Consider the following 20,633-nt stretch of genomic DNA (forward strand, 5'->3'; position numbering starts at 1 on the left):
TGCTCAATCCGTGGGTGGGCGTTCCATGACCCAGTCGAATGGCTGTTCCCCCACCAGCACGAAGCCCTGGCGTTCCCAGAAGCGGCGTGCGGGGCTGTCCTTCAGCACCTCGATGCGGAAGGTCTGGCCGGGATGCCGCGCCAGGGCCTGGACGAGGATGGCGGCGCCGAGGCCCCTGCCCTGCCGGTCCGGCTCCAGATACAGGCTGTGGAGGTCCACCGCCTCCGCCCCTGGCTCCAGCCCGATGCAGCCGATGGGCTGGCCACCATCCTCGATCACCAGCATGCCGCCACCGGCAAAGGCCGCCTCCATCCGGGCGCGGCGGCGCGCCGGGTCCCAGCGGCCGACGCGCTCCAGATGCGGCCGCATGACGCGGATCGAAAGGTCCAGCAGCGCCTCGAAATCCGCCCCTGTGGCAGGGCGGAAGCCGAAGGTCACTTCAGGCCGGCACAGAAATCCTGGATGCGGGTGCAGGCCTCGGTCAGCGTCGCGTCGTCCGTCGCATAGCTGATGCGGATATGGCCGGGGAACATGAAGGCCGCGCCGTGCACGGCCGCCACGCCCTTCTCCTCCAGCAGCGCCAGGACGAAGGCCTCGTCGCTGTCGATCTTCGCCCCGCCGGCGCTGGTCTTGCCCAGGCAGCCGCGCACGTCCGGGAAGACGTAGAAGGCGCCTTCCGGCATCGGGCAGCGCATGCCCTCGGCCTTGTTCAGCATGCCGACCACCAGGTTGCGGCGGCGCTCGAAGGCCTGGCGCATCTCCTCCACGCTGTCCTGCGGACCGGTCAGCGCCTCGATGGCCGCGGCCTGGCTGATGGAACTGGTGTTGGAGGTGGACTGGCTCTGCAGCTTGTCCATCGCCTTGATGAGCTGCATCGGCGCGCCGGCGAAGCCGATGCGCCAGCCGGTCATGGCATAGGCCTTGGAGCAGCCGTTCATGGTGACGGTGCGGTCCTTCAACCGCGGCTCCACCTCCACGATCGTGGCCGGCTTCATGCCGTCATAGGCCAGCTTCTCGTAGATATCGTCGGAGAAGATCCAGACATCCGGATGGCGCAGCAGCACATCCGTCAGTTCCTTGAGCTGGGCGGCGTTGTAGCCGGCGCCGGTCGGGTTGCAGGGGTTGTTCAGGATCAGCCACTTGGTCTTCGGGGTGATCGCGGCTTCCAACTGCTCGCCGGTCATGCGGAAGCCCTGGTTCGGGCCGCAGGGGACGATGACCGGGGTGCCCTCGGCCAGCGCCACGATATCGGGGTAGGAGACCCAGCAGGGGGCCGGGATGATCGCCTCGTCGCCCGCATTGATGGTGGCGACCAGCGCGTCGAAGATCACCTGCTTGCCGCCCGTGGCGACCAGGATTTCCTCCGGCTTGTAGTCGATGCCGCTGTCACGCTTGAATTTCTGGCAGATTGCCTGCCGCAGCTCCATGGTGCCGGCGACATCCGTATACCGCGTCTCGCCGCGCTCTATGGCGGCGATGGCGGCGTCCTTGACGTTGCGCGGCGTCTCGAAATCCGGCTCGCCGACCGAAAGGGAAATGATGTCCTTGCCCGCCGCCTTCAGCGCCCGCGCCTTGCCGGTCATGGCAATGGTCTGGGAGGGGGAGATGCGGTTCAGGCGATCGGCGATGAGGTTCATGACGGCTTCCGGGGTTCCTGACTGCACGCTTTCCGGGCAGTGCGACGTTCCTACCGCCGGCCGCCGGGCACGTCCACAGGATCGCGCCGGCTATTCGAGGCGAAGGGGCCGGTAGCCCTGGAAGACAAAGCCCTTCTCCCGCATGCAGGCGGTGCGATGCGCCTCCCGCGCCGCGGTCGCCACATCGACCATGTCGTAGCGGGCGGGGCGGTAGCGTTCGGTGACGCGGCAGCGCTCGCGGTCGCCATCCCGCCAGCAATTGCGCTCCCGCTCGATCCGGGCGGGGGCCACCTGTTGCCAGACCATCTGCGGCGGCACCGCCCCCGCCGCCTCCTGCCCGCAGGCGGCGTTCATCGCCTCCGACTCCGCCTCCGAGGTTCCAGGGCGGGCCCAGCGCTCGGCGCAGCCGGCCAGAAGGGCGATCAGCAGCAGGGGAATGATCGGGCGCATCGGGTTCATATGGGCCAGCGATGTGGAGAAATCAGGGCGCCGACCGCCCCCGCAGCAGCCGCAGCGCCAGGCCCAGCGCCAGCCCGACCAGCACCACCAGCAGCGTCGCCAGCGCATACAATTCCGGCGTCAGGCCGAGCCGCACGGTGGAGAAGATCACCATCGGCAGGGTGGAGGCGCCGGGGCCGGAGACGAAGCTGGCGATCACCAGGTCGTCCAGCGACAGGGTGAAGGCCAGCAGCCAGCCCGCCGCGATCCCCGGGGCGATCAGCGGCAGGGTAATCACGGAAAAGACCTTCCAGGGCCGGGCGCCCAGGTCCATCGCCGCCTCCTCCAGGCTCAGGTCGAAATCCGCGAGGCGGGACTGCACCACCACGGCGACATAGGCCGCGCCGAAGGTGGCATGCGCGATGGCGATGGTGCTGGCGCCGCGGCCGGCGGGGAAGCCGAAGGCCGACTCCATCGCCACGAACAGCAGCAGCAGCGACAGGCCGGTGATGACCTCGGGCATCACCAGCGGCGCCGCCATGACCGCGCCGAAACCGGCACGACCGCGGAAGCGCCCGAAGCGGGCCAGCGCGAAACCGGCCAGCACGCCCAGGATGGTCGCCATGGTGGCGGAGATGGCGGCGATGCGCAGCGACAGGCCCAGTGCGCCCATCAGCACCTCGTTCCGCCACAGGCTGTCATACCAGCGCAGCGAGAAGCCGGTGAAGGTCGTCACCATGCGGCTGTCGTTGAAGGAGAAAAGCGCCATCAGCAGGATCGGCAGATAGAGGAAGGCGAAGCCGAGCCCGAGCGGGATCGCGAGGCGGCCGATGCCCCTCATCGCCCGGCCCGCCACTGGAACAGCGCGATCGGCCCGACCAGTGCGGCCAGCAGCACGATCGCCAGCGCGGAGGCCAGCGGCCAGTCGCGGTTCTGGAAGAACTCGGTCCAGAGCACACGCCCGATCAACTGTGCCCCCGGCCCGCCGAGCAGTTCGGGAATGACGAACTCCCCCACCGCCGGGATGAAGACGAGGAGAAAACCGGCGACGATGCCAGGCAGCGACAGCGGCAGGGTCACCTGCAGGAAGGCGCGCCAGGGCCGCGCGCCGAGATCCTCCGCCGCCTCCAGCAGCGACGGGTCGAGCTTCGACAGCGTGGCGTAGAGCGGCAGGACCATGAAGGGCAGGTAGCAATAGGTGATGCCGAGATACATGGCCGTGTCGGTGTAGAGCAGCGGGATCGGCGCCGCGATGATCCCCAGGCCCAGCAACAGCCCGTTCAGCCAGCCCTGGTCCTGCAGAATGCCGATCCAGGCAGTGACGCGCAGCAGGAAGCTCGTCCAGAAGGGTAGGATCACCAGCATCAGCAGCAGGTTCCGCCGATGCTCCGGCGCGCGTGCGATGGCCAGCGCCATGGGGTAGCCGATCAGCAGGCACAGCGTCGCGGAAACCGCAGCCACGCGCAGGCTGCGCAGATAGGCGTCGAGGTAGTAGGGATCCTCCAGCAGAAGCTGGAAATTCGCGAGGTTCAATTGCAGCACGGCCGTCGCCTCGCCCGACCAGCGCAGCAGTGGCGCATAGGGCGGCAGTCCCTCGCTCGGTTCCGCGAAGGCGATGGTCAGCACGAAGGCGAAGGGCACCAGGAAGAACAGCGCCATCCAGCCCCAGGGCAGCGCCAGCACCAGCCGGCGGCGCAGGCGCGGCGTCATTCCGGCAGCACCATGCTGGCCTGGCGGTCCCAGGTGACGGCGACGGTATCCTCCCAATCCACCGGGCGTTCCGTGCGCCGGCGGAGGTTCGGCTGGCTGACGCGGACCTCCTTCCCGCTCTCCAGCACCACGTGATAGACGAAGAAGTCGCCGTAATAGCCGATGTCGCGCACCCGCCCGACCAGGCGGTTGTCACCCAGGGCGCTGCCCGGCGCCACGCGCTCGATCCGCAAGCGCTCCGGCCGCAGCGCGACGAAGACGCGGCTGCCCAGCGGCTTGCTGGCCGCGGGTTCGGCCAGGATGTCGAAATCCAGTTCGGAACTGCCGATGCGGACGCCCTCCGCCTCGACGCCTTCGACGACGCCTTCGAGGATATTGGCGGTTCCCAGGAATTCCGCGGTGAAGCGGCTGTTGGGGAATTCATAGACGTCGGATGGCGTGCCCACCTGCGCCAGCGTGCCACGATCCATCACCGCGAGGCGGGTTGCCATGGTCATCGCCTCCTCCTGGTCATGGGTGACGATCACGAAGGTGGTGCCGGTGCGCTCCTGGATGTTCACCAACTCAAACTGCGTCGCCTCGCGAAGGTTCTTGTCCAGCGCCGAGAGCGGCTCATCCAGCAGCAGCAGTTTGGGGCGCTTTGCCAGGGCGCGGGCGAGCGCGACGCGGGCGCGTTGGCCGCCCGAGAGCGCCGCCGGTTTGCGATCGCCCAACCCCTCCATCTTCACCATGGCCAGCATTTCCGCCACGCGCGCGGTGATGACGGCTTTGGCCGCCCCCTCCTGCTTCAATCCGAAGCCGATGTTCTGGGCCACCGTCATATGGGGGAACAGCGCGTAGGATTGGAACATCATGTTCACCGGCCGCGCATAGGGCGGCACGCCGGCCATGTCCTGGCCATCCAGCACGATGCGCCCGGCATCGGGTTCCAGGAAGCCGGCGAGGCAGCGCAGCAGCGTGGATTTTCCCGAGCCTGAACCGCCGAGCAGCGCGAACAGTTCGCCGCGATAGATCGGCAGGCTAACCTCATCGAGCGCGACGAAATCACCAAAACGCTTCGTCAGCTTCTCGATGCGCAGGAAAGGTTCGGCCGAAGGATCGCGCCAGGGCTCGGCCGTACCGGGCCGCTCGGCGAAACTCATCGCCCCGCCTTGAAGCGCGCCCACATGCGGTTGCGCGCGCGCTCGGCCGCCTGCGGCACGGGGCCGATGGTGAAGAAGCGCCCGCGCATCGCCTCCGGCGGGAACACCGCCGGATCGGCCGCAACCTCCGGCGCCACGGCGGCGCGGCTGGCGGGGACGCCGTTCGGGTAGCGCACCTGGTTGGTAATCGCCGCCATCACATCCGGCTGCAGCAGGAAGTTGATGAAGGCATGCGCATTCTCGGGATTGGGCGCATCGGCCGGGATCGCCAGCAGGTCGAACCAGAGCTGCGCACCCTCCGCCGCCGCCACATATTGCACGGCGACGCCCTGGTTCGCCTCCCGCGCCCGCACGCTGGCCTGGATGGCGTCGCCGGAATAGGCGAAGGCGAGGCAGGTCTGGCCGCTGGCCAGCGCCTCGATCGTGCCGCCGGTGGAGAAGTTGCGGATGAAGGGGCGCACCGCCATCAGCGTGCGCGACACCTCCTGAAGATCGCCCGCATCGGTGCTGTCGGGATTCTTGCCGAGGTAGCGCAGCACGGTCGGGATCACGTCGGAGGCGCTGTCCATCATGCTGATGCCGCAGCGCGCGATGCGGCGCGCATGGGCCGGGTCGAGCATAAGCTTCAGGCTGTCCATCGGTGCGTCCGGCGCCAGCGCCTGGATGCGCGCCGGGTTCACGCCGAGCCCGATGCTGCCCCACAGATACAGCGCGCCGAAGCGGTTCCCGGGATCGGAGGAGGCCACCTGCGCCTGCAGGGCCGGGTCGAGATTGGCGAGGTTCGGGATCTGCGCACGATCCAGCGGCAGCAGCCCACCGGCCCGGGCGAGGCGGGAGAAGGTGGGCTCCCCGGTCGGCACGATGATATCGTAGCCGGAGCGGCCCGCGGAAAGCCGGCCCTCCAGCGTCTCCAGGCTGTCATAGATGTCGTAGCGCACGCGGATGCCGGTCTCCCGCGTGAAGCGCTGGACCATGTAGGGGTCGATATAGTCGTTCCAGTTGAAGACATTCACCACCCGTTCCTGCGCCTGGGCGGCCGGCATGGCGAAGGCGGTCATCAGGGTAGCCAGCAGGGCCAGGCGACGCAGCATCGTTCGGGCGCTCCCACATGCGGATCGGCACGATCCTACACAGGTCGCACCGGGCGTGCACGAGGCTGAAGATGTCCAGGACCCAGGAATTTGTTCTTGACTTGTTCCTAGCCCGCGGGTAATCAAACGCCACCAACGGGCGAGATGCGCCCATGGCACGGCCCGGAATGGCCGGATCGCGAATACCGAACCCTGCCAGACCCGTCTGGTGGGGTTTTCGTGTTCGGATCATAGGTATTTTTTCTCTACGCCCTCCTCGCCCCCGGGATGCGCAGCCGCGCGCCCGGCCCCGTCCGCGCGTCAAGAACGGAGCCTCCCGAACATGCCCTACATCGATACGGCGCTGGTGCCGCTCGTCGACAACAGCGGATTCACGCTGTGGCTGTACCGCACCACAGACACGCGTTCAGTCGCGCTGGCCACGGGCTATTTCGACCCTGCGGCGCCGCGCCTCAACACCGGTGACATCATCATCCTCAACGCCTCGGACAGCATCTCCATCTGCCCGGTGCGCGTGGGCGACGAGGTGGCGCCCGGCCTGGTACTGGACACCGCCTCGGCCCCCTTCAGCGTCCAGGTCACCGCCGCGCAGCGATTCTCGATCCGCGTCGCGGCCAACGCCGTGGCGATGACCGTGGTGCTGGCGCCGATCACCGCCGCCATCCTCACCACCGGCTTCGTCGATGCACAGGCGACGCTCGCCGGCCCGGTGACGCAGGTGGCCTTCAGCATCAGCGATGCCGCCGGCACCACGGTGCGCGGACCGCAGCTGGCCACCGTCACCGCCGGCAGCGCCAGCGCCAGCCTGCCCGCGCCGGCCGCCGGCACCGGCTACCGGCTGCGTGTGCAGGCCACCAATGACGCGGCCGTGGCGGCCGTCTCGCCGAGCTTCAACGTCACCCTGCCCGACACCCTGCTGCTCCAGGCTGGCGGCGCGCTGCTGATCGAGGATGGCGGCCGCCTGCTGACCTGACCGCGCCGCATCCCCCCGCCCCTTCCCGAACTGGAAACGGACATCCCATGGCCGACGCCAAGATCTCAGAATTGCCGGCAGCCGCGGCGCTTGCCGCCGCGGACCTCGCCCCCATCGTGCAGGGCAGCGGCGTCGCCGCGACGACGCGCCGCGCCACCTTCGCGCAGATCACCGCCGGCGTGCATGCCGAGCGCATGTATCACGTGCGCGACTACGGCGCCGCCGGCAACGGCACCACCGATGACGCGGCCGCGATCCAGGCCGCGATCGATGCGGCCGCGGCCGGGGGCGGCGGCATCGTCCGCCTCGGCCCGCGCCGCTACCGAGTCACCGGTGCCAGCATCGTGGTGAAGGAGAATGTCTGCCTGGAGGGGCCGTCGATCCCCGGCGCACAGCGCGCGCTGGGCGACTACCGCAACATCCCCGGCACCATCCTGCTCTCCTCCAGCCGCACCATGCAGATGCTGCGCGCCAGCACCATGCGCGCGGTGACGCTGCTGCGCGATGGCGCCGGCGCGCCACCCACGAATGTGCGTGCCGGCATCAACATCCGCGAGCAGATGGCAGGCACCGCGATCAGCATCGGCACCACCGGCGCCGGGCAGCACGACGTGCTGCTGCAGGACCTGCTGGTGCTGGGCTTCGACCTGGCGATCCGCTGCACCAGCAGCCAGCGGATGAATGTGCAGCGGCTGCGTGGCGACAACCGCAGCGGCATCTACATGACCAACAGCTTCGACATCGCCCGCATCCACGACGTGCATTTCTGGCCCTTCCTGACGGCCAATCTCAGCGCCGTCTCCCGCGTCTCCTTCCCCATCGGCGGCGTGGCCAACAATGGCAGCGGCGCGGTGCGCATCACCACCACCAGCGCGCACGGGCTGATCACCGGCGATGTGGTCAATATCTTTGGCATCGACGGCGTCCCCGGGGGAAATGGTCGCTTTGCCGTGACCGTCATCGATTCCACGCGCGTCGATCTGCAGGGCAGCACCTTCACCGGAAGCTGGATCGCCAGCGGCACGCTGCAGGTCTGGAACGGTCGCCGCAGCGGCACCGCCTTCCGCATCGAGAACAGCGACGTGGCGGAGCTGATCAATTGCTTCTGCTACGGCTACGAGCGCGGCTTCGACCTGGGCGATGGCGCGCAGTCGATCCAGCTGCACAATTGCAGCGTCGATGACCAGCTGGAGCTGAAGGACCCGAACACGATCGGCGCGCTGATCCAGGGCACCGCCTTCCGCACCAAATGGGTCGGCGGCTTCATCAGCAGCCAGGCCACCGCCATCCGCGTCAATTCCAACGCCTCCAACCAGGGTGACAACCAGTTCGTCGGCGTCATGGTCGGTGGCGCTGGCGCCGGGCGCGCCGTGGAGGTCTTCGATGGCGGGCTGACGCTGGTGGCCTGCGACCTGCCCAATTGCCGGGTCTACCTGGCCAGCGGCGGCGACAACCTTTCGGTCGTCGCCTCCGACACCCGCTCCGCCACCTTCGAGGCGCAGACCCCGGCCGACCTGGGCCGCATCGCCCTGGTCGGCAACCGGCTCCAGGCGCTGGGCTCCTCGCCGGACCAGGAACGTGCGCTGCTGCGGCGCCGCACCGAAGCCCTTGGCGCCGCGCTCGACCTGGAGAACCAGGATGCGGAGGTCGCCTATTCGATGAGCCTCGGCAGCGGCGCGCTGGCGCCGCTGGAACTCGGTGGCGATGCCACCGTCAATCCGAATGGCGGCATCGTCCTCGGCGCGGCATCGGCGATGACGCAGCCGATGAAGCTGACGCTTCGCCGTGCCTCGGCCAGCGGCGCGGCGGGCCATTCGCTGGGCCAGCTCGCCTTCAGCGGCAAGAACGCCGCCGGCACCCAGGTGGAATATGCCCGCGCCGGCGGCATCAGCGAAACGGTGACCAGCGGGGCCGAGGGCGGCGCCTTCGTGGTCGAGACCCGCAGCGGCGGCACGCTGGCGGAGCGTTTCCGCATCAGCACCTCCGGCACCGTCACGCTGACCGGGCCGCTGCTGCTGTCGGCGGATCCGGCCAGCGACAACCAGGCGGCGCGCAAGGGCTATGTCGATGCGCAGTTCACCGCGCGGCGGCTGCCGGTGGTCGCCACCTCCGGCGCCACGGCGCTGACGCTGGCCAGCCACAATGGCCGGCTCGTCTCGGCCAATGCCGGCACCACGCTGAGCATCAACTGGGCCTCGACCGGCGACGGCTTCACCTGCCTCGTCGTCAATCGCGGCAGCAGCGACCTGGCCATCAGCATGTCGGGCTTCACGGGCAGCACGCCGACCAATCCGGACGGGCTGACGAAGATCCGTGCCGGCGGCCTGGCGACGCTGCTGGCCTTCAGCCCGGATGGCGGCACGACGAAGCTGCTGATGCTGGCCGGCGCGGCCGCGCCGTGACGCGGCCCGGCGTCCTCTTCACAAAGCCTTTCCCAAGAAGGATCGAGCAATGACCGACTGGACCATGATCTATTGGCAAGGCCCGCTGGAGGCCAGCACCGCGGCGCTGCGCGAACTCGGCTGGCATGGGCCGGATGAGGCACCCGCGGCGCTGCCGGATAGGCGCATCGGCGGCTACATGCCGGAGGCGGGCTGCCTGCCGCGGACCTTCGACGGCACCGCCTATGTCGCCGTGGCGGCCAATGCGCCGATCAGCACCCCGCCCGGCCTGCAACCCGCCGGGCCGGAGCTGGCCCGGACGCTGCTCGGCAGCTTCTGAAGCCGCCGGCGCCCCGCCCGCCAAACGCCTGCGCATGAAGCCCCGACAGCAGCGCCCTTCATGAACATGCGTGATTCCCCTACATGCTTTGAGGATTCCCCGGATGTCCAACCTGACCGACTATGCCAAGAACCTGCTGGGCCGTGCACTCTGCGCCCGCCTGCCCACCCTGCCCACCGCCGTCTGGGCCGGGCTCGGCACCGGCGGCACCGATGCCGCCGGCCTGACGGGGGAGGCCGCGGGCAGCGGCTATGCCCGCCAGCGCGCCACCTTCACCGGCACCGGCATGCAGCGCAATGCGGAAGCGATCCGCTTCACCTTCACCGGCGCGGTCGGCACGCTGACGCATATCGGCCTTTACGACGCGGTCAGCGGCGGCAATCCGCTGACCTGGTCGGCGCTGACCACACCCGTGACGGTGGCCGGCCCCGGCGTGGTGACGCTGACCGGCAATGCCTTGAGCGTCACGCCGGAATAGCGCGGGATGTCCTGAGGCCGGCCGGGGCGCTGCTCGGCTCAGCCGCGCGCCGGCAGGATTCCGCGCAACCAGCCCAGCACCCCGCCGCGCCCCGCCTCGGCCGGCGCGGCGGGGGGCGGCATCGTCACCATCCGGGCGCAGCTTCCCGGCGTCAGTCCGCGATCGGCCCAGGCCAGGCGCGCCTGAAGCGTCAGCACCGCCGGGTAGTAGCTTGAAGCCTCCGCCACTTTCGGCAGCGTCTCCTCCCGCCCGCCGCCGGCCAGCACGGCGGCGGCGAATTGCGCGACAGCCCGCAGCCCCGCATCACCGGGATAGGGCGCCAGCGCATTGCTTCGCAGGTCCACCCAGGCCGGCGGCGCCGCATGGGCGGGGTCGCGCCAGAAGGCCACCGCCGCGCCCAGCGCCTGGGATTGCACATGCCCGCCCCAGGCGAGGTTCAGCGGAACCCGCATGGCGTCGTGGGCGAATCGCGCAGGCCAGCCGGCGGCCGGCGCCGGACGCCCCGCGCCGCGGGACAGCGCCACCCAATCCGGCGGCAGCCGCCAGCGTCCGAAACGCGCCTGGTCCGCCAGTGCGACCCCCTCCTCCTCCAGTGACTGCCATTGCGGCGAGGGCAGCAGCCGCGCCAGGGCGCGGAAGGCTGGTGGAATGTAGTAGCTGGGATTCACCACCACGTGGTCGGGCTTGAGGAAACCCTCCGAGCCCGGCAGCAGCAGCGTCCGGTCCCCCTGCCGCAGCACCACCCGGCGCATCAGGTCGCGGGCGATCTCCGTGGCAAGGGCGCGGTAATCCGCGCGTCCCCAGCGCTCCCCCGCCTCCGCCAACGCCCAGGCCACCAGCAGGTCCCCATCGCTGGCATTGTTCAGGTCGGGCACCGGGATCGGCGCGCCGGGGCGGTAGGCCCAGGCCAGGAGCTGGTCCTCCGGCCGCCGCAGCGCGCCGCGGGTCCAGTCCAGGATGCGCGCGAAGCTGGCCTGGTCGTCGAAGCGCGCGGCAAAAAGCAGCCCGGCCCCCTGCCCCTCGGAATGGGAGATGCCGCCATTGCCGGTATCGATCACCCGGCCATCGGCGTGCAGGAAGCGCCGCCGGAAATCCAGCCAGTCCCCGATCGCCGCCGCCGCGCCGGCCGGCCGGATGAGGCCGCCAGCGGCAGAACCGCACAGCGCGGCACCGAGCAAAAGGCGCCGGCCAGGCATGGCGGGCCGGTTCACCAGGCCAGGCAGGGGCTGCGTGTGCCGCGTCATCGTCCCTGCCCCCCTTCGTCATGCGTATGCCCCTGGGTAACGCCAGGGCGTGGAGCGCAGCCAACAAGCTTTTGTCAAAAGTTGTTATAGGTAAATTGAAACAACCATACGTTGTATTTCTTGGCGCATGTCTGTCCTGATCCCCACCCCGCGCGCCGCCATATTCCGCTGACAGACACCTACAATTCCGGACGAGTCCAGGCATGCGCCGGGCCGGGTGGGCGGAGGATCATGGGCACATCACGCGCGGGAAAATTCAGGAATGAATGTGACTTCTGGGGAAGCGGCGACCAGCCAGCCGGCCTTCGGCTCCGGTCATGGCTGGCCATCGCCACTGCCCCGCGGCACCTGGATCGCGGCTTGCGCCAGCCCTGGCCTGGCCTGGCTTGGCCGGCTGCGCCACCACCATGAGGCGAGTGCCGCCCACGCCATCAGGGTCACGCAGGTCCTGATGGCGATGTGGGCCTGCGCGCCCGAGACGCTGGGCGACCGGGAGGCACTGCTGGTCGCCGCCCTGCTGCACGATATCGGCAAACTGGCCGTACCGGCCAGCATCCTGGCCTCCGACAAGCGCCTGGATGCGGCAGAGGCCGCGCTGGTGCGACGCCATCCGGAGGCAGGCGCCGAATTGCTGCGCGGCCAGGGTTTCGCGCCAGAAGTGGTGGCGGCGGCGCGGCATCACCATGAACGGTGGCAGGGCGGCGGCTATCCCACCGGCCTGCCAGCCGCCCGGCTGCCATCCCTGGCGCGCGCCGTGGCCGTGGCCGACGCCTTCGTCGCCATGGTGGAGCCTGGCCGCGCCTATCGCCAGCCCATCACGGTGGCGTCCGCCCTGGCCGAGATCGACGCCTGCAGCGGGACCCATTTCGACCCGCGCTTCGCCGCCATCCTGGCCGCCTGCCTGGCGCGGCCCTCCCCCGCCATCGGCGCGGCGCTCGCGCTGGATGGCGATGAATGGGCGATGCCGCCGCGGACCATCCCCCAGGGCCCGCAGGATGCGTGATGAAGGCGGGCCGGTGGGTCGGAATGATGCGGCAGATGTGGGGCCAGCGGCGCGCCACAGCTTGGATGAAACAGGCATGGAGATTGTCTTCCGCGAGTTGGTCGAGAACACGCAGGATCTGGTCATCGTCACCGATGCGCTGCTCGACCGGCCTGGGCCGCTGATCCGCTACGTCAACCCGGCCTTCACGCGGCTGACCGGCTGGCGGCCGGAGGAGGTGCTGGGCCAGTCACCGCGGATGCTGCAAGGCCCGGGCACGGACCGCGCCACCCTGGCCGCGATCGGCGCCGCACTGCGTCGCGGCGAACGCTGCGCGGCGCAGGTGATGAACTATGCCCGCAATGGCGCCCCCTATTGGATCGACATGCGGATCGTGCCGCTGCTGGGACCCGGCGGGCACATCACCGGCTTCGCCTCCATCGCGCGCGATGCGACATTGGTCCGGCGGCGCATGGACGAGCTGGCGCATCTGACCGACCGCGACACGCTGACCGGCATCCCCAATCGCCGTGCCCTGCTGCGCGCGGTGGCGGAGGTCGCGGCGCGCCAGGATCCGGCGGTCGCGCCGGGCATGGCCACGACCGGCATGGCCCTCGCATGGCTCGACATCGATCGGTTCGACCGCATCAACGAGACCTTCGGGGAAGCCGCCGGCGACTCCGTGCTGATGGGGGTGGCGGATCTGCTGGCCGAGAACCTGCGGCGCGCGGACCTGCTCGGACGGATGGGCGGCGAGGAGTTTGTCATCTGCATGCCCGGCCTCGGCCCGGCGGAGGCGGAAGCCGCGGCCCAGCGGCTTCGCGCCACCATCGCCGCCGCCGCTTTCCCGACGGAGGCCGGGCCGCTGTACATCACCTGCAGCCTGGGCATCTGTTGCCTGGCACCAGGCGAGGGATTGACCGCCCTGCTGCATCGGACCGAGGCAGCCCTGCGCACCGCCAAGGCAGCGGGGCGCAACCGGGTGTCCACGGGCTGAGCAACCGTCTCAACAGGCTCAATTTCGGCGTTGGTTCGCCTGTCGCGTGTGGACACGCCCTTAACCAATACTATAGGTTAGGCGGGACTTGCTGGTTACCGCGCGTCTGGCACCAGGGAATCCGTGCATGGGTGCATCCCCGCTCGCCGCTTCCATGCTGGCCGCGCCCCTGGCGCAGCGGCCGATCCTGGTGCTCGAGGATGACGAGGCGATCGCCACCACGATCTGCGCCGCGCTGGAGCGCGATGGCTGGAACACGGTCACCGCCACCACCCTGGCAGGCGGCCGCCAGCGCCTTCAGGACGACAATCCCCGCCTTCTCATCGTCGATCTCGGCCTGCCCGATGGCAATGGCATCGCCTTCGTACGCCAGGCCGCAAGCCTGCCCGACCTCGGGATCATCGTGGTCAGCGGCCGGAGCGCGGAGGTGGACCGGGTGGTGGGGCTGGAGGTGGGCGCCGACGACTATCTGGCCAAGCCTTTCTCCCTGCGGGAGATGGTGGCCAGGGTCCGGGCGCTCAGCCGGCGGCTGGATGCCATCCAGACCTTCGCCCCGCCGGCCTTACCCCCCCCGGCCTTCGCCCAACAACCCGCTGCCACCAGGCCGCGCGCGGAGGCGGAGGTGCCAGCGGCCGGCGAGGCCGCGCGGGTGTCCGAGCCAGCATCCTGGACCATCGCCGGGCTCACGCTTCAGCCCGCACGCCAACGCCTGCTGGGCCCGGGGACGGAGGAAACCCGGCTGACGGGTGGCGAGGCGGGGCTGCTGCACCTGCTGCTGACAGGCGCAGGCCATCTGGCGACCCGCACGCATATCTCGGAAAGCGTTCTGGGGCGCAAACTGCTGCCGGAACAGCGCGGCGTGGACCAACTCGCCTCCAACCTGCGGCAGAAGCTGCTGGCCGCCTCCACCGGCCGGATCACCATCACCGCGCAGCGCGGCAAGGGGTATCGGCTGGTCTGGTGAGCGTCCTTCCAGGGACGTCCCTGCAGGGCACCAGGGCAGGATTGGGCCGCAGCGCCTGGTGGTGGAGGATGACCATTCGGTGCGCGAGCATGTTGCCGGCCAGTTCGGCGACCGGGTGAGCGCGTGCCCGATCCCCAGGCCCTGCCGATGCTCGGCAAGCCCTTCCGCCGGCAGGCGCGGGCGGCGAAGCTGCGGGCGGTGTTGGACGGGGAAGGCTGAGGATGCCTCGGCAGAAGGTTGAAGCGTCGACCAGGCAGCCTGGACCAGGGAGCCCGGATACAACCGTCGCGGGCTGGCCACCGCCCACACCGGGTGCCTGGCTGCGCGGCCTGCTGGCCGGCTGGGTTCTGCTGGCCGCCACCAGCGCCGTGATGGTGCTGTTCCTGATGCTGGACTGGCCGTTCCTCGGCCTGCTGGCCTGCGCCGCCTTCACCCTGGCGGGCGGGGCGAGGTGGCTGCGCCATACGCTCGAGGGCCTGCTGATGTTCTTCCTGCTGGCCTTCGCGGTGGTGCTGTTCCAGTTCCTGCTGCTGGAGACGCGCATGAGCCCCCGGGCGCTGCTCGATCCCACGCGCATGCTGGTCACCACCGAAGGCCTTCACGTTCAGCCCATCGCCCGCGCGGCGGTGCGCCGGGGGCGGACGGTGGAGACGCATTTCCAGGTGGCGCCCGTGGTGCCCGCCGGCTGGGCGCCGGGGCAACCGGTGCCCTATTGGGCGTTTCGCGCCAGCCGTCGTGCGGCACAGGCGCCCTGGTCCGCGCCACTGGACCGGGCGGTGCTGGCGCCGGCCATCAACATCGCCGATGGCCGCGACCTCGCCCGCGGGATGGCGGCGGAATGGGGCAGCCCGGTGGAGGGTGCCCCGGTGATGATCCTCTGGGCCCCCGACGCCGCGGCCCTGGCGCGGCAATCCCGCGCCACCTTCCTGAAGGTGCTGCTGCTGGGCATGGCGGCCTGGCCGGTGCTGATCGCCGGAAACTGGGCCGTACTGGCCTGGCAGCGGCGCGCCCGTCCCTCGCCGCCGCCGGGATAGCCGGCCCGATCAGGCCGGCGGCAGTCGCAGTGCGCCATCCAGCCGGATCGTCTCCCCGTTCAGCAGCGGGTTCGCCGCGATGGCCAGCACCATCGCCGCATACTCGTCCGGTTTGCCCAGCCGCGCCGGGAACAGCGGCATCCTGCCGAGGCTGTCGCGCGCCTCCGGCGTCAGCGTGTCCATCAGCGGCGTGTGGAACAGGCCGGGCGCCAGCGTCACCACCCGCACGCCAAATCGTGCAAGTTCGCGCGCCGCTGGCAGGGTCAGCGCCACCACCCCGCCCTTCGACGCCGCATAGGCGCATTGGCCGATCTGCCCCTCATAGGCGGCGATGGAGGCGGTGGCGACGACCAGGCCGCGCTCCCCATTCGGCAGCGGGTCGTTGGTGGTCATGCGGGCGGCGGCCAGGCGCAGCAGGTTGAAGGTGCCGACCAGATTCACGCGGATCACCCGCTCGAACAGCGCCAGGTCATGCGGCCCCTGCCGCCCGGCGACGCGGCCGGCCGGGGCGATGCCGGCACAGGCGACCGCCAGGCGCAGCGGGGCCAGCGCGGCGGCAGCTTCCACCGCCGCGGCCAGCGGCGCTTCCTCCGCCACATCGCCCACCACCGCGACGCCGCCGATGCGCGCGGCCACCGCCTGCGCGGCCTCGGCATTGATGTCGAACACCACCACCCGCGCGCCAGCCTCGGCCAGCGCCTCCGCCGTCGCGGCGCCGAGGCCGGAGCCGCCGCCGGTGACCACCGCCGATGCGTTTGTCAGTTCCATGCTCAGCCCTCCACCGCCTTGGCCGACCGCTTTTCGAGGAAGTCCGCGAGGCCAGCCTGCGCCTCCGCCCCGGTCTGGGCCAGGGCTGCCATCAGGCTTTCCACGAAGAGCCCATCCTCCTCCGCCATGTCCTGGATGCGCGGCAGGGCATGCAGCACGCCGAGCACGGTCAGCGGCGCCATCCGCGCCACCTTCACCGCCAGCTCCGCCGCCTGTTCCAGCGCGCCGCCTTCCGGGGTGACATAGGTGATGAGGCCGGCCCGCTCGGCAGCGTCGGCATCCAGGCTGCGGCCGGTCAGCATCATGTCGGCCATCCGGGCGGCGCCGATCAGCCGCGCCACATGCACGCTGGCACCGCCACCCACGAAGATGCCGCGGCTGCCTTCCGGCAAGGCGAAGCGCGCCGTGGCATCCGCCACGCGGATATGACAGGCGGCGGCGAGTTCCAGCCCGCCGCCGACACAGGCGCCATGGATGGCGGCGATGGCCGGGATATGGCCCGTGCGGATGCGGCGGAACACGGCGTGCCAGCCACGGGAGTGATGCAGCACCTGCTCCGCCGTGCGGGCCTTGTGTTCGGACAGGTCGAGGCCGGCGGAGAAGCAGGGGCCATGGCCGAACACCACCATGGCCCGCGCCGATCCCTGCGCCCGCGCCACGGCCCCGTCCAGCGCGGCCAGCAGCGCATCGCTGATGGCGTTGCGCTTGGCCGGGCGGTTCAGGCCGATCCAGGCGACGGCGTCGCGGATGTCCAGGCTGACCAGATCCTCGGCCATGCCGGGCTTCCCCTCATTTGTTATGCGCCATAACGTTAAGCGGCGCGGCCCGCATGGGCAAGTTCAGCCTGCCGCGACGCGGGCCAGCGCGGCAATCAAGGCGGCGCGTTCCGCGGGCGTCAGGCTCTCGGTCAATTGCCGCTCCACCTCCGCCTCCGCCGCCTTGGCGCGGGTGAGCAGGGCGCGGCCGGCAGCCGTCAGGCGCAGCAGGTTGGCGCGGCGATTGCCCGCATCCTCCGCCCGGCGGAGCAGCCCCTCCGCCTCCAGCGCCGCCAGCAGCACGGTGAGGTTGGAGGGCTTGATGCGCAGCGCCTCCGCCAGCGCCGTCTGGCGGATATCGGGATTGGCCTCCAGCAGCAGCAGCACGCCCATGCGGCCGGGGGTCAGGCCCAGCGGCGACATCAGCCGGTGGAAGGCCTCGAAGGCGGTCTGCTGCGCCAGGCGCAGGCGGAATCCCAGCTTCTGGTCCAGCGGGGACATGTCGGGCGGCGCGGCCGCATCGGACAATCCGGCACGGTCCCGTGGCTGGCGGCGGGCGATGGGCATCGCGGTGACTTACAGGACGCGACATGCCTCTTGGAAGGGGGCCGCGATCCTACTATTATGGGATATAACAATCAGGGGCTGCCGCGCCCCGGAGGGATAGGGATGTCCGTAGCCCGTCAAGCGATGGGCGCCGCCCCGGTGCGCGTCGCGCATCGGCCGGATGGCGCCGTGCTGGTCACGCCGGTGCCGCAGCTCGGCGCCTATCCCCGCTGCCTGACCGAACGCCTGGTCCATTTCGCGAATGTCGCCCCCGGCCGCACGCTGATCGCCCGGCGCGATCCGGCGCTGGACGGCGATTGGCGACGGATCAGCTATGCCGAGGCGCTGGCGAAGGTGCGGGCCCTGGGGCAGGCGCTGCTGGATCGGGGGCTGTCGGCGGATCGGCCGCTGGTGATCCTTTCCGGCAATGGGCTGGACCAGGCGATGCTGACCCTGGCCGCGCTGCATGTCGGCGTGCCGGTGGCGCCGGTCTCCCCGGCCTATTCGCTGCTGGCCCGGGATTTTTCGAAATTGCGGCATTGCCTCGCGCTGCTGACGCCCGGGCTGGTCTTCGCCGAGGAGGGCGCCCGCTTCGCGGAAGCCATCGCCGCCGCCGTGCCGCCGGACGTGGAGGTGGTGCGCGGTGGCACGGAGATGGCGGCGCTGCTGGCCACGACTCCGACCCCCGCGGTGGAGGCCGCCGCCGCCGCCGTGCAGCCGGATGACGTGGCAAAAATCCTGTTCACCTCGGGCTCCACCGGGCAGCCCAAGGGCGTCATCAACACCCATCGCATGCTGTGTTCCAATCAGCAGATGCTGCGGGAGGCCTTTCCCTTCGTGGCGGAGGAACCGCCGGTGCTGCTGGACTGGCTGCCCTGGCACCACACCTTTGGCGGCAATCACAATCTCGGCCTGGTGCTGTACAATGGCGGCACCTTCCACATGGATGACGGCCGCCCGGTGCCCGGCGGCTATGCCGAGACGCTGCGCAACCTCGGCGAGGTCGCGACCAGCATCCATTTCAACGTGCCGCGCGGGCTGGAGGAGCTGGTGCACCATCTGCGCCAGGATGCGGCGCTGCGCCGGCGCTTCTTCGCAAAGCTGCGGATGATCTACTACGCCGCCGCCGGCCTGCCGCAGCATCTGTGGGATGCGCTGGACGCGCTGTCCCTGGCCGAACGCGGCCGCCGCATCCCGATCTTCACCGGCCTCGGCGCCACCGAGACGGCGCCCTTCTGCCTGGTGGTGCGGGAGGGTTTTTCGGAATCCGGCGCGGTCGGACTGCCGGCGCCGGGCGTGGAGCTGAAGCTGGTGCCGGTGGCGGGGAAGATGGAGGCGCGGGTGCGCGGACCCTCCATCACGCCGGGCTATTGGCGCAATCCGGCGGCCACCGCCGCCGCCTTCGACGCGGAAGGCTTCTACGGACTCGGCGATGCGCTGGTGCCGCTGGACCCCGCCGACCTGCACAAGGGTTTCCGCTTCGATGGCCGCATCACCGAGGACTTCAAGCTGGCGACCGGCACCTGGGTCAGCGTCGGGCCGCTGCGGGCGAAGCTGATCGCCGCCTGCGCGCCCTATGTGAAGGATGCCGTGATCGCCGGCCAGGACCGCGACCATATCGCCGCCATCCTGATCCCCGAACGCGAGGCCTGCGCCGGCCTCACGGACCTGCCTGACAGGCTGGCGGAGGGTCTGGCGCGGCTGGCCGCCCAGGCCACCGGCAGTTCCAACCGCGTCACCCGCGCCGTGCTGCTCGACGCGCCGCTGTCGCTCGATGCCGGGGAGATCACCGACAAGGGCTCGATCAACCAGCGCGCCGTGCTGGCGCAGCGGGCGGCGCTGGTGGCGGCGCTGTATGACGAAGCGCCCGGACCCGACATCATCTGCCTGACGGAGGCCAAGGTTTGACCGCGCTGCACACCGAATGGCGGGATGCCTGGCTGCTCGCAGGCGCCCGCACGCCCTTCGCCGATCTCGGCGGGGTGCTGGCCAAGGTCTCGCCGATCGACCTCGGCATCGCCGCGGCGCGGGGCGCCATCGCCAAGGCGGGGATCGAGCCAGGCTCGATCGGCCATGTCGTCGCCGGCTCCGTCGCCCAGGCCAGCTTCGACGCCTATATGCTGCCGCGCCATATCGGCCTTTATGCCGGCGCGCCGATGGCGGTGCCGGCGCTGCTGGTGCAGCGGGTCTGCGGCACGGGGATCGAGGCGCTGGTGCAGGGCGCCACGGCGGTGGAACGCCAGGGGGCGGGCCTTTCGCTGTGTGTTGGGGCGGAGAGCATGAGCCGCAACCCCATCGCCGCCTTCACCCACCGCACCGGCTTCGACCTCGGCGCGCCCGTCGGGTTCAAGGACTTTCTGTGGGAGGCGCTGGACGACCCCGCCTGCGGCCTGTCGATGGGCGGCACGGCGGAAGAACTGGCAAAGCGCCACGGCATTTCCCGGGCCGAAGTGGATGCCTATGCCGCGCGGTCCTTTGACCGCGCGCTGGCGGCGCGGGAGGCCGGGTTCTTCGACGATGAGATCGTCGCCGTGCGTTCCGAGACCTTTTCCCGGGACGGGCTGCGCGATCGCGGCATCACCCTGCCGCGCCGGGTGGCGGAGCTGACCGCCGACACCCATCCCCGCCCTTCCCCGGTGGAGGCGTTGGCAAAAATCCGGCCGGCCTTCGGTGGCGTGCAGACCGGCGGCAATTCCTCCGCCGTGGTCGATGGCGCCGCCGCCGCGCTGGTCTGCGACGGCGCCTTCGCGCGCGGGCGAAAGCCCCTCGCCCGGCTGGTCGCGGCCGTGGCGGTGGGCTGCGCGCCGGAGGTGATGGGCATCGGCCCGGTGCCCGCCATCCGCGCTTTGCTGGACCGGGTGGGCCTCGCCTTGCACCAGATCGACCTGGTGGAAATCAACGAGGCCTTCGGCGCCCAGGTGATGGCCTGCGCCCGCGAACTCGAGCTGGATGAGGCGCGGCTGAATGTGCATGGCGGCGCCATCGCCCTCGGCCATCCCCTCGCCGCCACCGGCATCCGGCTGGCGCTGACCTGCGCGCGCGGGCTGCGTCTGCGCGGCGGGCGCTATGGCATCGCCTCCGCCTGCATCGGCGGCGGCCAGGGCATCGCACTGCTGATCGAGGCGGCGCCATCGGAATGATGGCGCCGTAGAG

The 20,633-nt window shown here is 70.5% G+C and carries 21 protein-coding genes; 10 read left to right on the plus strand and 11 right to left on the minus strand.

Going from position 1 to position 20,633, the window contains the following annotated elements:
• Positions 1–3: 3 nt before the first annotated feature.
• The 7 genes from JJQ90_RS27115 to JJQ90_RS22975 all read right to left on the minus strand — a co-directional run bounded on the left by JJQ90_RS27115 (position 4) and on the right by JJQ90_RS22975 (position 6,018).
• On the minus strand, positions 4–438 hold the full coding sequence (locus JJQ90_RS27115) for a GNAT family N-acetyltransferase (protein ID WP_216878611.1): 435 nt from the start codon (positions 436–438) through the stop codon (positions 4–6).
• A complete protein-coding gene (locus tag JJQ90_RS22950; protein ID WP_216878612.1) occupies positions 435–1,637 on the minus strand; it encodes a pyridoxal phosphate-dependent aminotransferase in 1,203 nt (400 codons plus the stop codon). The genes JJQ90_RS27115 and JJQ90_RS22950 overlap by 4 nt, the downstream gene beginning before the upstream one ends.
• A gap of 90 nt (positions 1,638–1,727) precedes the next feature.
• Positions 1,728–2,087, minus strand: coding sequence for a hypothetical protein (locus tag JJQ90_RS22955; protein WP_216878613.1), 360 nt, complete (start codon positions 2,085–2,087; stop codon positions 1,728–1,730).
• A 31-nt stretch (positions 2,088–2,118) separates the two neighbouring features.
• Positions 2,119–2,916, minus strand: a complete 798-nt coding sequence (locus JJQ90_RS22960; RefSeq protein ID WP_216878614.1) for an ABC transporter permease subunit — start codon at positions 2,914–2,916, stop codon at positions 2,119–2,121.
• The gene (locus JJQ90_RS22965) at positions 2,913–3,785 is read right to left on the minus strand and encodes an ABC transporter permease subunit (protein WP_216878615.1); all 873 of its coding nucleotides are present in this window, start codon (positions 3,783–3,785) and stop codon (positions 2,913–2,915) included. The genes JJQ90_RS22960 and JJQ90_RS22965 overlap by 4 nt, the downstream gene beginning before the upstream one ends.
• Positions 3,782–4,927 carry an ABC transporter ATP-binding protein gene (locus JJQ90_RS22970; RefSeq protein ID WP_216878616.1) on the minus strand — a complete coding sequence of 382 codons (1,146 nt, stop codon included), beginning with the start codon at positions 4,925–4,927 and terminating at the stop codon, positions 3,782–3,784. Before JJQ90_RS22970 ends, JJQ90_RS22965 begins: the two co-directional genes overlap by 4 nt.
• Positions 4,924–6,018, minus strand: a complete 1,095-nt coding sequence (locus JJQ90_RS22975; RefSeq protein ID WP_216878617.1) for a polyamine ABC transporter substrate-binding protein — start codon at positions 6,016–6,018, stop codon at positions 4,924–4,926. Before JJQ90_RS22975 ends, JJQ90_RS22970 begins: the two co-directional genes overlap by 4 nt.
• A gap of 322 nt (positions 6,019–6,340) precedes the next feature.
• On the opposite strand from JJQ90_RS22975, the gene JJQ90_RS22980 reads away from it, so the two are divergent.
• The 4 genes from JJQ90_RS22980 (at position 6,341) to JJQ90_RS22995 (ending at position 10,190) form a co-directional block, all read left to right on the plus strand.
• Positions 6,341–6,991 carry a hypothetical protein gene (locus JJQ90_RS22980; protein ID WP_216878618.1) on the plus strand — a complete coding sequence of 217 codons (651 nt, stop codon included), beginning with the start codon at positions 6,341–6,343 and terminating at the stop codon, positions 6,989–6,991.
• Positions 6,992–7,038: 47 nt separating this feature from the next.
• Positions 7,039–9,393 carry a glycosyl hydrolase family 28-related protein gene (locus JJQ90_RS22985; RefSeq protein ID WP_216878619.1) on the plus strand — a complete coding sequence of 785 codons (2,355 nt, stop codon included), beginning with the start codon at positions 7,039–7,041 and terminating at the stop codon, positions 9,391–9,393.
• 49 nt (positions 9,394–9,442) lie between these two features.
• Positions 9,443–9,712 (plus strand): hypothetical protein, encoded by a 270-nt coding sequence (locus tag JJQ90_RS22990; RefSeq protein ID WP_216878620.1) that lies wholly within the window; start codon positions 9,443–9,445, stop codon positions 9,710–9,712.
• A 103-nt stretch (positions 9,713–9,815) separates the two neighbouring features.
• Positions 9,816–10,190, plus strand: coding sequence for a phage tail fiber protein (locus JJQ90_RS22995; protein ID WP_216878621.1), 375 nt, complete (start codon positions 9,816–9,818; stop codon positions 10,188–10,190).
• Positions 10,191–10,228: 38 nt separating this feature from the next.
• Here the strand turns inward: JJQ90_RS22995 and JJQ90_RS23000 are convergent, their stop codons facing one another.
• Positions 10,229–11,434, minus strand: a complete 1,206-nt coding sequence (locus tag JJQ90_RS23000) for a glycosyl hydrolase family 8 (protein ID WP_216878622.1) — start codon at positions 11,432–11,434, stop codon at positions 10,229–10,231.
• 262 nt (positions 11,435–11,696) lie between these two features.
• Here JJQ90_RS23000 and JJQ90_RS23005 point away from each other — a divergent pair, with 262 nt between their 5' ends.
• From JJQ90_RS23005 to JJQ90_RS23020, 4 genes are all read left to right on the plus strand, one after another.
• Positions 11,697–12,437, plus strand: coding sequence for an HD-GYP domain-containing protein (locus JJQ90_RS23005; protein ID WP_216878623.1), 741 nt, complete (start codon positions 11,697–11,699; stop codon positions 12,435–12,437).
• A 76-nt stretch (positions 12,438–12,513) separates the two neighbouring features.
• A complete protein-coding gene (locus tag JJQ90_RS23010; RefSeq protein WP_216878624.1) occupies positions 12,514–13,413 on the plus strand; it encodes a sensor domain-containing diguanylate cyclase in 900 nt (299 codons plus the stop codon).
• 127 nt (positions 13,414–13,540) lie between these two features.
• Positions 13,541–14,377 (plus strand): response regulator transcription factor, encoded by an 837-nt coding sequence (locus JJQ90_RS23015; protein ID WP_216878625.1) that lies wholly within the window; start codon positions 13,541–13,543, stop codon positions 14,375–14,377.
• A gap of 221 nt (positions 14,378–14,598) precedes the next feature.
• Positions 14,599–15,411, plus strand: a complete 813-nt coding sequence (locus JJQ90_RS23020; RefSeq protein ID WP_216878626.1) for a hypothetical protein — start codon at positions 14,599–14,601, stop codon at positions 15,409–15,411.
• A gap of 9 nt (positions 15,412–15,420) precedes the next feature.
• Here the strand turns inward: JJQ90_RS23020 and JJQ90_RS23025 are convergent, their stop codons facing one another.
• From JJQ90_RS23025 to JJQ90_RS23035, 3 genes are all read right to left on the minus strand, one after another.
• Positions 15,421–16,179 (minus strand): SDR family NAD(P)-dependent oxidoreductase, encoded by a 759-nt coding sequence (locus tag JJQ90_RS23025; protein ID WP_216878627.1) that lies wholly within the window; start codon positions 16,177–16,179, stop codon positions 15,421–15,423.
• Positions 16,180–16,181: 2 nt separating this feature from the next.
• Positions 16,182–16,955 (minus strand): crotonase/enoyl-CoA hydratase family protein, encoded by a 774-nt coding sequence (locus JJQ90_RS23030; protein ID WP_216878628.1) that lies wholly within the window; start codon positions 16,953–16,955, stop codon positions 16,182–16,184.
• Positions 16,956–17,018: 63 nt separating this feature from the next.
• A complete protein-coding gene (locus JJQ90_RS23035; protein ID WP_216878629.1) occupies positions 17,019–17,501 on the minus strand; it encodes a MarR family winged helix-turn-helix transcriptional regulator in 483 nt (160 codons plus the stop codon).
• 102 nt (positions 17,502–17,603) lie between these two features.
• Here JJQ90_RS23035 and JJQ90_RS23040 point away from each other — a divergent pair, with 102 nt between their 5' ends.
• Complete coding sequence (locus JJQ90_RS23040; RefSeq protein WP_216878630.1) at positions 17,604–19,388, plus strand: feruloyl-CoA synthase; 1,785 nt, start codon at positions 17,604–17,606, stop codon at positions 19,386–19,388.
• Positions 19,385–20,620: a thiolase family protein gene (locus tag JJQ90_RS23045; protein ID WP_216878631.1), complete on the plus strand. Its 1,236-nt coding sequence runs from the start codon at positions 19,385–19,387 to the stop codon at positions 20,618–20,620. The genes JJQ90_RS23040 and JJQ90_RS23045 overlap by 4 nt, the downstream gene beginning before the upstream one ends.
• Positions 20,621–20,633 lie beyond the last annotated feature (13 nt).

This window comes from Falsiroseomonas oleicola (assembly GCF_019029495.1).
GTDB classification, from domain to species: Bacteria; Pseudomonadota; Alphaproteobacteria; order Acetobacterales; family Acetobacteraceae; genus Falsiroseomonas; species Falsiroseomonas oleicola.

What these genes read in the sequence shown, in the direction of transcription:
- JJQ90_RS22950 (WP_216878612.1), bottom strand. Translation starts at nt 1,637, where the DNA reads ATGAACCTCATCGCCGATCGCCTGAACCGCATCTCCCCCTCCCAGACC.
- JJQ90_RS22955 (WP_216878613.1), bottom strand. Translation starts at nt 2,087, where the DNA reads ATGCGCCCGATCATTCCCCTGCTGCTGATCGCCCTTCTGGCCGGCTGC.
- JJQ90_RS22960 (WP_216878614.1), bottom strand. Translation starts at nt 2,916, where the DNA reads ATGAGGGGCATCGGCCGCCTCGCGATCCCGCTCGGGCTCGGCTTCGCC.
- JJQ90_RS22965 (WP_216878615.1), bottom strand. Translation starts at nt 3,785, where the DNA reads ATGACGCCGCGCCTGCGCCGCCGGCTGGTGCTGGCGCTGCCCTGGGGC.
- JJQ90_RS22970 (WP_216878616.1), bottom strand. Translation starts at nt 4,927, where the DNA reads ATGAGTTTCGCCGAGCGGCCCGGTACGGCCGAGCCCTGGCGCGATCCT.
- JJQ90_RS22975 (WP_216878617.1), bottom strand. Translation starts at nt 6,018, where the DNA reads ATGCTGCGTCGCCTGGCCCTGCTGGCTACCCTGATGACCGCCTTCGCC.
- JJQ90_RS22980 (WP_216878618.1), top strand. Translation starts at nt 6,341, where the DNA reads ATGCCCTACATCGATACGGCGCTGGTGCCGCTCGTCGACAACAGCGGA.
- JJQ90_RS22985 (WP_216878619.1), top strand. Translation starts at nt 7,039, where the DNA reads ATGGCCGACGCCAAGATCTCAGAATTGCCGGCAGCCGCGGCGCTTGCC.
- JJQ90_RS22990 (WP_216878620.1), top strand. Translation starts at nt 9,443, where the DNA reads ATGACCGACTGGACCATGATCTATTGGCAAGGCCCGCTGGAGGCCAGC.
- JJQ90_RS22995 (WP_216878621.1), top strand. Translation starts at nt 9,816, where the DNA reads ATGTCCAACCTGACCGACTATGCCAAGAACCTGCTGGGCCGTGCACTC.
- JJQ90_RS23000 (WP_216878622.1), bottom strand. Translation starts at nt 11,434, where the DNA reads ATGACGCGGCACACGCAGCCCCTGCCTGGCCTGGTGAACCGGCCCGCC.
- JJQ90_RS23005 (WP_216878623.1), top strand. Translation starts at nt 11,697, where the DNA reads ATGAATGTGACTTCTGGGGAAGCGGCGACCAGCCAGCCGGCCTTCGGC.
- JJQ90_RS23010 (WP_216878624.1), top strand. Translation starts at nt 12,514, where the DNA reads ATGGAGATTGTCTTCCGCGAGTTGGTCGAGAACACGCAGGATCTGGTC.
- JJQ90_RS23015 (WP_216878625.1), top strand. Translation starts at nt 13,541, where the DNA reads ATGGGTGCATCCCCGCTCGCCGCTTCCATGCTGGCCGCGCCCCTGGCG.
- JJQ90_RS23020 (WP_216878626.1), top strand. Translation starts at nt 14,599, where the DNA reads ATGCCTCGGCAGAAGGTTGAAGCGTCGACCAGGCAGCCTGGACCAGGG.
- JJQ90_RS23025 (WP_216878627.1), bottom strand. Translation starts at nt 16,179, where the DNA reads ATGGAACTGACAAACGCATCGGCGGTGGTCACCGGCGGCGGCTCCGGC.
- JJQ90_RS23030 (WP_216878628.1), bottom strand. Translation starts at nt 16,955, where the DNA reads ATGGCCGAGGATCTGGTCAGCCTGGACATCCGCGACGCCGTCGCCTGG.
- JJQ90_RS23035 (WP_216878629.1), bottom strand. Translation starts at nt 17,501, where the DNA reads ATGCCCATCGCCCGCCGCCAGCCACGGGACCGTGCCGGATTGTCCGAT.
- JJQ90_RS23040 (WP_216878630.1), top strand. Translation starts at nt 17,604, where the DNA reads ATGTCCGTAGCCCGTCAAGCGATGGGCGCCGCCCCGGTGCGCGTCGCG.